This window comes from Kluyvera georgiana (assembly GCF_050990895.1).
Lineage (GTDB): Bacteria > Pseudomonadota > Gammaproteobacteria > Enterobacterales > Enterobacteriaceae > Kluyvera > Kluyvera georgiana.
In genome coordinates this window covers 2,246,444-2,258,093 of record NZ_CP158865.1, presented here as the reverse complement: position 1 = coordinate 2,258,093, position 11,650 = coordinate 2,246,444, and the positions used below count along the sequence as shown (strand labels likewise).

8 protein-coding genes and 1 other RNA gene are annotated in these 11,650 nt (G+C 54.8%); 5 read left to right on the top strand and 4 right to left on the bottom strand.

Going from position 1 to position 11,650, the window contains the following annotated elements:
• The first annotated feature begins 189 nt into the window (after positions 1-189).
• Both ydiK and rprA read left to right on the top strand, forming a co-directional pair.
• Positions 190-1,311, top strand: a complete 1,122-nt coding sequence (ydiK, locus tag ABTW00_RS10705; RefSeq protein WP_064545139.1) for an AI-2E family transporter YdiK — start codon at positions 190-192, stop codon at positions 1,309-1,311.
• A 176-nt stretch (positions 1,312-1,487) separates the two neighbouring features.
• Positions 1,488-1,587, top strand: an RNA gene (gene rprA, locus ABTW00_RS10700) — antisense sRNA RprA.
• A gap of 46 nt (positions 1,588-1,633) precedes the next feature.
• Here rprA and ABTW00_RS10695 read toward each other — a convergent pair.
• A complete protein-coding gene (locus ABTW00_RS10695; RefSeq protein ID WP_433640651.1) occupies positions 1,634-4,006 on the bottom strand; it encodes a glycoside hydrolase family 3 N-terminal domain-containing protein in 2,373 nt (790 codons plus the stop codon).
• Positions 4,007-4,214: 208 nt separating this feature from the next.
• Positions 4,215-6,593 (bottom strand): phosphoenolpyruvate synthase, encoded by a 2,379-nt coding sequence (gene ppsA, locus ABTW00_RS10690; RefSeq protein WP_065357169.1) that lies wholly within the window; start codon positions 6,591-6,593, stop codon positions 4,215-4,217.
• A gap of 331 nt (positions 6,594-6,924) precedes the next feature.
• Between ppsA and ppsR the strand changes: the two genes are divergently transcribed.
• From ppsR to hemP, 3 genes are all read left to right on the top strand, one after another.
• On the top strand, positions 6,925-7,758 hold the full coding sequence (gene ppsR, locus ABTW00_RS10685; RefSeq protein WP_035896136.1) for a posphoenolpyruvate synthetase regulatory kinase/phosphorylase PpsR: 834 nt from the start codon (positions 6,925-6,927) through the stop codon (positions 7,756-7,758).
• Positions 7,759-7,911: 153 nt separating this feature from the next.
• Entirely contained in the window at positions 7,912-8,958 is a 1,047-nt protein-coding gene (aroH, locus tag ABTW00_RS10680) for a 3-deoxy-7-phosphoheptulonate synthase AroH (protein ID WP_064545133.1), read from the top strand.
• A gap of 134 nt (positions 8,959-9,092) precedes the next feature.
• Complete coding sequence (hemP, locus tag ABTW00_RS10675) at positions 9,093-9,272, top strand: hemin uptake protein HemP (RefSeq protein WP_065357171.1); 180 nt, start codon at positions 9,093-9,095, stop codon at positions 9,270-9,272.
• A gap of 32 nt (positions 9,273-9,304) precedes the next feature.
• On the opposite strand, the gene selO is transcribed toward hemP, so the two are convergent.
• Both selO and ABTW00_RS10665 read right to left on the bottom strand, forming a co-directional pair.
• On the bottom strand, positions 9,305-10,747 hold the full coding sequence (gene selO, locus ABTW00_RS10670) for a protein adenylyltransferase SelO (RefSeq protein WP_433640647.1): 1,443 nt from the start codon (positions 10,745-10,747) through the stop codon (positions 9,305-9,307).
• Between the two features lie 61 nt (positions 10,748-10,808).
• Positions 10,809-11,522 (bottom strand): EAL domain-containing protein, encoded by a 714-nt coding sequence (locus ABTW00_RS10665; protein WP_064545127.1) that lies wholly within the window; start codon positions 11,520-11,522, stop codon positions 10,809-10,811.
• Between the last annotated feature and the right edge of the window lie 128 nt (positions 11,523-11,650).

The following is an 11,650-nucleotide window of genomic DNA, read 5'->3' as shown; positions in this document are numbered from 1 at the left end:
ACGGCAAAGAGGCCGTGTATAAATAATTAATCGTTTGCGTCGTGCAGTTATCGTTTTATCACATTTTTTTCTTATGCGCCCGGGAGTTTTTGTCGCAGAATCAGCGCCGGGAATTTATTGATATTATTATCAATGAACGATTTACGCTGCGTCAGCGCTTTGACGAGCAACAGAAGGTAAAACTCATTTATGAACACGATCCCTCGGCCTCGTGATATTCCACAAATCCTCCTATCAGTGCTGTTTTTAGCGCTGATGATCATCGCCTGTTTATGGATTGTTCAGCCGTTTATTCTGGGCTTCGCCTGGGCGGCGACTATCGTGATTGCCACCTGGCCGGTGCTGCTCTGGTTTCAGCGCCTGCTTTTCGGTCGCCGTTCGCTCGCCGTACTGGTAATGACGCTTTTGCTCTTTTTACTGTTTGTTATTCCCATCTCTCTGCTGGTCAACAGCCTGGTTGACGGCAGCACACCGCTGGTGCATGCCATCACCAGCGGCAATCTGACCCTGCCGGACCTGGCCTGGTTAAACAGTATTCCGTTTATTGGCGCGAAGCTCTATAGCGGCTGGCATAGCCTGCTGGATATGGGGGGCAGCGCATTGATGGCGAAAGTTCGCCCTTACATCGGCACCACGACCACCTGGTTTGTCGGCCAGGCGGCGCACGTTGGCCGTTTCCTGATGCACAGTGCGCTGATGTTGCTGTTCAGCGCACTGCTGTACTGGCAGGGAGAAAAGGTCGCCTTCGGGATGCGTTATTTTGCCACGCGTCTTGCCGCCAAGCGCGGCGACGCTGCGGTACTGCTGGCGGGACAGGCGATTCGCGCCGTGGCGCTCGGCGTGGTGGTCACCGCATTGGTTCAGGCGGTGCTGGGCGGCATTGGCCTTGGCATCTCCGGCGTACCCTATGCCACGCTGCTCACGGTGGTGATGATCTTCTCCTGCCTGGTACAACTTGGGCCACTGATTGTTTTAGTGCCGAGCATTATTTGGTTGTACTGGACCGGAGACACCACCTGGGGCACGGTACTGCTGGTGTGGAGCTGCGTAGTGGGCACCATGGATAACGTTATTCGCCCGATGCTGATTCGTATGGGCGCTGACCTGCCGATGATTCTGATTCTCTCCGGCGTTATCGGCGGTCTGGTCGCCTTCGGCATGATTGGCCTGTTTATCGGCCCGGTGCTGCTGGCCGTTTCCTGGCGTCTGTTCGATGCCTGGCTGCACGAAGTGCCACCGCCGTCGACTGACCCGGACGACGTGCTGGAAGAGCTCAATGAGCTGGAAAAAGATAACTATCCGAAACAATAAGATAGATAAAAGGCGGGGTAAACCCGCCTTTTACTTAAGTGACGCTGATTTATTTCCTCTTTTTTTCCCCCTGTACGCCCTCTGTCTGCGACATACCACGGAAATCATTCACATTTATTTAACTATTGAGACGAATCCGATCGACGCAAAAATTGAGCATGCCTACTATAAGGACCAAGGCAATAGATCAACCCCTTGATTTATATATCCCCTGAGTGAAACAACGAATTGCTGTGTGTAGTCTTTGCCCATCTCCCACGATGGGCCTTTTTTTTGCCTGTAGCACAGCAGTCACCCGGATGCGTGACATCCGGGTTCGAGATTAATGCCCCACTTCGCAGCGGCTCATCATTTTCCAGTTGGAAGGCAGAACTCGGGTTTCTCCCGTCACCCTCACCGTCGCACGGCCATGGATATCCGCCGAAGAACTCCCGACCTGCAGTTCAAATTCACCGGGTTCGACAATACGCTCACCCACATAGTTGGTGAAATTAAGCATATCGACCGGCAGCGTGAAGATGAGCGTTGCCTGTTCGCCCGGCGCAAGCGTAACGCGCTGGAAAGCTTTCAGTTCCTGGAGTGGGCGCACCATTGAGGCGACCTTATCGCGCACATAGACCTGCACGACTTCACTGCCGCTGCGTTCACCGTGGTTTTTAACCGTCACACGTAGCGTGATGTTACCGTCGATAGCCACTTCAGGCTGCGCTAACTGCGGTTCACCGTATTGGAAATCCCCCCAGCCTTTACCGTAGCCAAATGGATACAGCGCGCCAAAATGGAACGCAAACGGTGTACCACCGCTCTTCAGCTTGTGGTTGTAGTAGAACGGCATGGCGCCCGCGCTTTTGGGGACGCTAACGACCAGACGCCCCTGCGGTTCAGCGCGGCCGGTGAGCACATCGGCAATTGCCCAACCCCCTTCCTGTCCCGGCGCCCAGGCCAGCATTAGCGCCGCCACTTTCTCCTCCAGCCCCTGCAGGTTATAAGGACGCCCACCGGTCACCACCACGATCACCGGCTTGCCGGTATCGACCAGCGCCTGAAGCAGCTGTTGCTGTACGCCAGGCAGATTCAGGCTGTCGGTATCCGAACCTTCCCCAACCGTCCCACTCTGGAACAGGCCCGCCAGATCGCCAACGCAGGCGACGACGACATCGCTTTCCTGCGCGGCACGCACCGCATCGGGAATCAGGCTGAGATCCTGTGACACCGGGGAGGACTGCATCGGTTTACCCGAGCTGTCGCCGGGGAAAACCGGCGCCCCGGCCATTCGCTGCTCGATAATATGGCAGCCTTTGGCATAACGCACATGGCTGTCGCCGAGATACTCACGCAGCGCAGCCAACGGCGTGGTGACCTGCGAGGTGTTGTCGACCATGTCGCTGATGATCAAATGCACCGGGAAACTGTAGCCGCTCAGCAGCGCCAGCGGGTCGTCCGCGGTCGGGCCCACCACCGCGACGCGGGGATTGCCGACAATTGGCAGCGCATTACGATTCTCCAGCAGCGTGATAGAGCGGGTGGCCACTTCTCTGGCCACCTGTCGCGTGAACTCAGATTGCAGCGAGATGGCATTTTCGTCGGTATACGGATGTTCAAACAGGCCCAGCCGGAATTTTTCCGTCAGCGTACGCGCGACAATTTCGTCAATCTTTTCCGCCGTGATCAAACCACGCTCGACCGCTTGCGCCAGATGGCGTGCGCAGTCATCTTTCGGCAACTCGACGTCCAGCCCGGCATTAAACGCCAGCGCCGCCGATTCCGCCGCATCCTGCGCAACGCCATGATGCTGGTGCAGCAGGCTGACGCCGCCGTAATCGGCAACCACAATGCCGTCAAAGCCCCAGCGTTCACGCAGTATTGTGGTCAACAGGAAACTATCGCTATGACCCGGCTGATTGTCGATGTCGTGATACGCCGGCATCACCGAGCCAGCATTGGCTAGCTTCACCGCCATTTCAAACGGCAGCAGGAACGTGTCGTTCAGTTCACGAAAGCCGAGATGTACTGGCGCATGGTTGCGTGCGCCTTCGCTGAAAGAGTGACCCACGTAGTGCTTCAGCGTCGCCAGCACGTCGCGTTTCTCGCCCTGTAAACCTTCAACATAGGCGCAGGCCATAACGCCCACCAGCCACGGATCCTCGCCAAATGTCTCCTCCGTACGTCCCCAACGCACATCGCGCGAAACGTCCAGTACCGGCGCCAACCCTTGCTTACAGCCCGTGGAACGCGCCTCTTCCCCTATTTGTCGCGCGGCGCGTTTCACCAGTTCGGGGTCCCAGGTGGAGCCGTAGTTCAGGGAAGAAGGAAACAGCGTTGCATCCTTGCACAGAAGCCCCACCAGGCACTCTTCATGAAACAGTGCAGGAATCCCCAGACGCGTTTCTTCCATCATCATTTTTTGCAGACGGTTAGCCGCGCGCACGCCGGCTTTGGCGTCCACAATATGGGTACCCAACGGGCGGGTGATCTGCCCGACGCCCATCTTTAAACGTTCACTTAGGGAAGTTTGCTCACTGACGCCCGCAAACTCATCGCTCATGTCGGTACGCTCACGATGGTTGCCGTCTTCCGACAGCACCAGCCACCAGGCATGCATCTGGGCGTATTTCTCTTCAGGGGTCATTCGCGCCAGTAAATCGGCGACGCGTTCCTTAATGGGACGTTGAGGATCTTTGTAAATCGGGGTCATAGCCATTCTCCTGATTCGCTGATAAATAGCCGAAAATATTCCGCTAAGCTTGTGGTCCAGCTAGCAGTATTCAGAAGTGACGGGCGGGGAACAATTGTTGAAATTGCCTGAAGATTTACGATATTTGGTTTTCTTCGCAGAGTGTGATCGGTAACACCCTTAAGACAAAAATCCCGGGCAAGGCCCGGGATTTCAGCAAGATAGCGAATTATTTTTTCAGTTCAGCCAGAGTCAGCCAGGTCTGAACGACAGTATCCGGGTTCAGCGACAGGCTATCGATCCCTTCCTCCATCAGCCAGGCAGCGAAGTCTTCGTGATCCGACGGCCCCTGGCCGCAGATACCGACATATTTGCCCTGCTTCTTCGCTGCGCGAATCGCCATCGACAACAGCGCTTTCACCGCGTCGTTACGCTCATCAAACAGCGCGGAAACGACGCCAGAATCACGATCCAGACCCAGCGCCAGCTGCGTCATGTCGTTTGAGCCAATCGAGAAGCCGTCGAAGTGTTCAAGGAACTGCTCCGCCAACAGGGCGTTGGACGGAATCTCACACATCATAATGATCTTCAGCCCGTTTTCACCGCGCTTGAGTCCCTGGCGCGCCAGTTCATCCACCACCGCTTTCGCCTGCTCTACGGTACGGACGAACGGTACCATGATCTCGACGTTGGTCAGCCCCATGTCGTTACGCACGCGTTTCACCGCTTCACACTCAAGGGCAAAGCAATCACGGAAGCTGTCAGAAACATAGCGACCGGCGCCGCGGAAGCCGAGCATCGGGTTCTCTTCCTCCGGTTCATAACGCTCACCGCCTACCAGGTTGGCGTATTCGTTCGACTTAAAGTCAGACAGACGCACAATCACGCGTTTCGGATAGAACGCCGCGCCCAGCGTGGCGATCCCTTCCGTCAGACGGCCAACATAGAACTCTTTCGGCGAATCGAAACCTTTCATCATCTCGCGGATTTCGTTTTGCAGCTTTGGTTCCTGGTCGTCGAACTCGAGCAGTGCGCGCGGGTGCACGCCGATCATACGGTTGATGATGAACTCCAGACGCGCCAGCCCTACGCCTTCGTTTGGCAGACAGGCAAAGTCGAAGGCGCGATCGGGGTTACCGACGTTCATCATAATTTTCAGCGGCAGATCCGGCATGGTATCCACGCTTGAGCTTTTCACGCTGAAATCAAGCAGGTCGGCGTAAACGTAGCCGGTGTCGCCTTCGGCGCAGGAAACGGTGACCTTTTCATCATCTTTCATGCGTTCGGTAGCGTCGCCACACCCGACAACTGCCGGGATGCCCAGCTCACGGGCAATAATCGCCGCGTGGCAGGTACGGCCGCCGCGGTTGGTGACAATCGCCGCCGCCTTTTTCATGATCGGTTCCCAATCCGGGTCGGTCATGTCGGTGACCAGGACATCGCCCGGCTGGATACGGTTCATTTCGCTGATGTCATGAATGACTTTAACCGGGCCCGCGCCGATGCGGTGGCCGATAGCGCGCCCTTCAGAGACAATGCGCCCCTGCGAGTGCAGTGTATAACGTTCCATCACCTGCCCGCGAGAGCGTACCGTCTCAGGACGCGCCTGAACGATAAACAGCTTGCCGGTATGACCGTCTTTCGCCCACTCGATGTCCATCGGACGACCGTAGTGTTTTTCAATTTGCACAGCCTGCTTCGCCAACGCCTGCACTTCGTCGTTAGTCAGCGAGAAGATATCGCTTTGCTGCTGCGGCACGTCTTCAATGCGTACCTGTTTGCCATGCTCCTGGGTCGGCGCATAGACCATCCGAATTTTCTTCGAGCCCATGGTACGGCGCACAATCGCCGGGCGACCGGCGGCGAGGGTCGGTTTGTGAACGTAGAACTCATCCGGGTTCACCGCGCCCTGCACCACCATTTCTCCCAAGCCCCACGCGGAGGTAATAAACACCACCTGATCAAAGCCAGATTCGGTATCGATGGAGAACATGACGCCCGATGAAGCGAGATCGGAACGCACCATCAGCTGTACGCCTGCGGAGAGCGCGACGCCGCGGTGGTCATAGCCCTGATGGACGCGATAAGAGATGGCGCGGTCGTTGAACAGTGAAGCGAACACGTGCTTCACGGCGACCAGCACCGCGTCATAGCCCTGGACGTTAAGGAAGGTTTCCTGCTGGCCGGCAAAGGAAGCGTCCGGCATATCTTCTGCCGTCGCGGATGAACGCACGGCAAAGGAGGCATTGGCGTTGTCAGCGGCCAGCTGGTTATACGCTTCGTGAATTGCCTGTTCCAGTTCGCTCTGGAAAGGAGTGTCGATGATCCACTGGCGGATCTGCGCGCCGGCTTTCGCCAGGGCGGTAACGTCGTCAATATCGGTGTTATCCAACAGTTGATAAATCTGCTGGTTTACGCCGCTCTGGTCGAGAAACTGATTAAACGCATCGGCAGTGGTGGCAAATCCGTTGGGCACAGACACACCCATTCCGGACAGATTAGTAATCATTTCACCCAAGGAGGCATTTTTGCCTCCAACTCTGTCTACATCATTCATGCCGAGTTGGTTGTACCAAAGCACCAGCGGTGACGAGCCATTGTTGGACATCGAGACAATCCTTTTTTGATTTAAAGAAGCAGTGATAAGAAACGACTGACTACTTAAAATATCCTCGCATATTTAAACGGCCGAAAAAAACGGTGAATCGTGTAAGCAAATTATTTTTTTACTTTTTAGGATTGATTCCTGTTTATTCATAACCTACTGATTAGCCTGAAAAGGCACAAAAACATCCGGTCTATTGACGTCTTTTGGAAATTGAAACAACCATTTCATTAAAAATAAAAATACCGTTTCATTTTTAAATTTAAGACAAATACATCTGGCTTGTGTTTAAATTTAATTTACCCTTTCAGGCAATTAACGGGAGTCAAGCAATATGGATAACGCAGTCGACAGGCAGGTGTTTTATATTTCTGACGGCACCGCGATTACGGCAGAAGTGCTCGGCCACGCGGTCATGTCGCAGTTTCCGGTCGCGATAAACAGCATCACACTGCCGTTTATCGAAAGTGAAAGTCGCGCGCGTGCGGTAAAGGAACAGATCGATGCTATTTACCAGCAGACAGGCGTGCGGCCGCTGGTCTTCTATTCGATTGTAATCCCCGAAATTCGTGACATTATTCTGCAATGTGAAGGATTCTGTCAGGATATTGTGCAGGCGCTGGTCGCACCGCTGCAGGAAGAACTGAAGCTTGATCCAACGCCTATTGCTCATCGCACCCACGGCTTAACCCCCGGCAATCTGACCAAGTATGATGCGCGTATCGCGGCCATTGATTACACCCTGGCACACGACGATGGCATCTCACTGCGTAATCTCGACCAGGCGCAGGTGATTCTGCTGGGCGTGTCGCGCTGCGGCAAAACGCCGACCAGCCTGTATCTGGCGATGCAGTTCGGTATTCGTGCAGCCAACTACCCCTTTATTGCTGATGATATGGACAACCTGGTGCTGCCTGCCTCGCTCAAACCGCTGCAGCATAAGCTGTTCGGGCTGACGATCAATCCTGAGCGACTGGCGGCCATTCGTGAAGAGCGGCGGGAAAACAGTCGCTATGCGTCAATGCGCCAGTGCCGGATGGAAGTCGCCGAGGTCGAAGCGCTTTACCGCCGTCATCAGATCCCCTGGCTGAACAGTACCAACTACTCGGTTGAAGAAATTGCCACAAAAATCATGGATATAATGGGATTAAGTCGCAGAATGTACTAATACACTAGTACAATGCAGCAAATTTGGTTATCATAGCTTTGTGATCGAGAGCACATGACCTGTCACGCTTGAATTAAACCCAGATTGGTTTATCGTGATGTGCATCACTTCCCAGCATCTTGACTGGTGAAGCAACAAATTTCTGAGACTTCCATGAATAAGACCGATGAATTGCGTACCGCTCGAATTGAGAGCCTGATTACGCCTGCTGAACTTGCTCAGCGCCACCCCGTATCACCCGACGTTGCGGCCCACGTCACCGCCTCACGCCAGCGCATTGAAAAGATCCTCAACGGCGAAGACCGTCGTCTGCTGGCTATCGTAGGTCCGTGTTCCATTCACGATCTGGACGCCGCGATAGATTATGCGCGTCGCCTCCAGGTGCTGCGTGAAAAGCATCAGGGCGAGCTGGAAATCGTCATGCGCACCTATTTCGAAAAGCCGCGCACCGTAGTGGGCTGGAAAGGGTTAATTTCCGATCCCGACCTGAACGGCAGCTACCGCGTTAACCACGGTATTGAGCAGGCACGTAAGCTCCTGTTACAGGTCAACACGTTGGGCGTACCGACAGCGACCGAATTCCTCGATATGGTGACCGGCCAGTTTATCGCCGATTTAATCAGTTGGGGCGCCATTGGCGCTCGTACCACGGAAAGCCAGATCCACCGTGAAATGGCTTCTGCGCTCTCCTGCCCGGTGGGTTTTAAAAATGGCACTGACGGCAATACCCGCATTGCGGTCGACGCCATCCGTGCGGCTCGCGCCAGCCACATGTTCCTGTCACCGGATAAAAACGGTCAGATGACTATCTATCAGACCAGCGGCAACCCGTATGGCCATATCATCATGCGCGGTGGCAAAAAACCGAACTACCATGCCGACGATATCGCCGCGGCCTGCGACACGCTGCATCAGTTTGACCTACCCGAGCATCTGGTGGTCGACTTTAGCCACGGCAACTGTCAGAAGCAGCATCGCCGTCAGCTGGAAGTGTGTGACGATATCTGCCAGCAAATCCGCAATGGTTCTTCGGCGATTGCCGGTATTATGGCGGAAAGTTTCCTGCGTGAAGGGACGCAAAAGATCGTCGCCGACCAGCCATTGACCTACGGTCAGTCGATTACCGATCCCTGCCTGAGTTGGGAAGATACCGAACTGCTGCTGGAAAAACTGGCAGCCGCAGTGGCCACTCGCCTGTAAGTCTCCCCCGCCCACCGCTCTCCGGTGGGCCATTGACCCTACCCGATATAGTGGTAAATAACGCTTGCGGTTGCCTTATTGAATATTGATAATGTTTCTCATTGTTATATTGATTTTCATTATGAAATTAGCAAATGGATAGCTGCGCAAAACTGGAAACCAAGAAGGATAATACCCCGTACCCGCTTCCCGAGGATCGTCGAGTCGACAGCCAGACGCTGTTAGGCAAGGAAGGTCGTTTAATCATTGAACATGGCGAGCAGCGGTATCTGCTGCGGCAAACCCAGGCGGGAAAGCTAATATTAACGAAGTAGCTGCGCCATCGTCATAGCGCAGCCAGAATGAATTAGCTTGAACAGCTGACTTCCAGTCTCTTACCCCAATCTGGCGGACGTCGACCGTAGTCATCATTCCGATCGCGCCACGGATCGCGCAATGCTTCATGCAGGCGATGGAGTTCCTGATAATCGCCTTTCTCCGCTTGCTCTATCGCCCGTTGCGCCAACCAGTTTCGCAGGACCATCGCCGGATTGGCGACTTTCATTGCCTGCTGACGCGATGCGTCATCCACTTGCTCCTGCTGTAAACGCGCGCGGTACTGGGTAAACCAGGAATCAAAGGCCGTTCGGTCAATAAATTCATCGCGCAGCGGCGACGCGGCGCTGAGCTGCTCCGTTTCGCTGAGCAGCCGGAAAGTGCGCGTATAGTCGCTCCCTTCTCGCTCCATCAACGCGTACAAGCCGTTAAGCAGGTCGTTGTCGCCCATTTTTTCACTGAACAGCCCGAGTTTCTGGCGCATTCGCTGCCCGTATTCCCGGAAAAGCACCGCCTGATAGCCTTCCAGCGCGGCGTTCAGCGTATCCACGTCAATCCATGGTGACACCGCCTGCGCCAGACGCTGAAGGTTCCACAGACCGACAGCGGGTTGATTATCAAAACGGTAGCGTCCCTGATGATCCGAGTGATTACAGATAAACTCAGGCTGATAGTCATCAAGGAAACCAAACGGGCCGTAGTCAAGCGTCAGCCCCAGAATCGACATGTTGTCGGTATTCATCACACCATGCGCGAAACCAACGGTTTGCCAGCGGGCAATCATCTGCGCCGTGCGCGCCACAACATCCTGGAACCACAGCGCGTAGCGGTCAACCTCCTGCTGTAAGTGCGGCCAGTGATGACGGATCGTAAAGTCCATCAGCGTACGCACGCTGTCGATATCGCGACGATAGTAAAAATGTTCAAAGTGGCCGAATCGGATATGGCTTTCAGCAATACGCATCAGCATCGCGCCAGACTCTACCGTTTCACGGTACACCGGCGTATCACTGGTCACTATCGCCAGCGCCCGCGTCCCCGGAATGCCAAGATAATGCATGGCTTCAGAAGCCAGGCTTTCACGAAGAGTTGAACGTAATACCGCTCGCCCATCGCCCATTCGTGAATACGGCGTGAGTCCGGCCCCCTTAAGATGCCAGTCGACCGTTTTGCCATTTTCTAACTGCTGTTCGCCCATTAAGATCCCGCGCCCGTCGCCCAGCTGCCCTGCCCAGGCCCCAAACTGATGACCGCTGTAAACCTGCGCTAAAGGCGACATACCGGGCAGCAGCGTTTCACCTCCCCAAACGCCAGCGCCGTATTCAGGCGTGAAAAGTGATTCGGGAATAGCAAGCTCTTGCGCCAGCGGCGCGTTGTGCCAGATTAGGCGGGCGTTATGCAGCGGCGTCGGCTGTAGCGCAGTGTAAAATCCTGGCAGCTCATCGCGCCAGCGGGTGTTAAATGACAGGTTCATGGTTCCTCCTGCCCGTAGTGTATTGGGTTACTGTACGTTAAACACCCGGGTAAGCGCAGGGTTATTGTTGCACTAATGTTATTAGGGAGGATTCTGCCACCACCGGCCACAGACTGCCAAGCATTCCGCTAAACCCAAAGGATGCTACGCGCTGGCGAGTTTGCTCGTCATCCACGCCGGAGATCATAATGCCCTGGCAGTAAGGTTGGATCTGCGTCACGATCGCGCGCAGAAACGGTTCAAAAGACGCTGATTTTGACTGGCGCTGGACAAAACTTCTATCCAGTACAATACGGGTGAAAAGCCCGGAGAATACCGCGCGGGTTGAGGCATCGCCGGAACCAAAATCGCTAAGCACTAACGGGAAGTGCTGACACAGGTGGGCCAAAGGATGATTTTCATCTACCTGATTGAGGCCGGGATAGCTTTCACTGACGGCCAACTCCAGAAACGGAAAACGCTGAGCGCTGGCGGCGAGCTCGTCGTCGGTAAGCAGCGCCGTAACAAGACCCGGCGGTGCAGTAATCCACGCTTTGAGGTTGTGCTGGCGAAAGAACAGCTGGCAGTTATTCAACAGCGCCAGTTTTTCCTGAAATAAAGTGATTTCTTGTTGTGGCGCCAGGCGCGGCAGCACCAAACTCGTGGGGATACGTATGTGGTTATCGCGACCGGTAAATTGGCTGACGACTTTCAGGCCGACAAGATGCCCGTCGCTATTTCTGGCGGGAAGGAAAAACAATTGAGAACAATACGTATTATCCAGCGATACAATCATTGCGACTGCCCTTCACTAAAAGTCATGTCCGGGTTCCTGACGTCACAAAGCAAAAAACCTACGGTAATGAATGCTGCTGTTATTCCTTTCATCGGTTCCTTTTTATTTTATGGTCCGTCACTGGATCG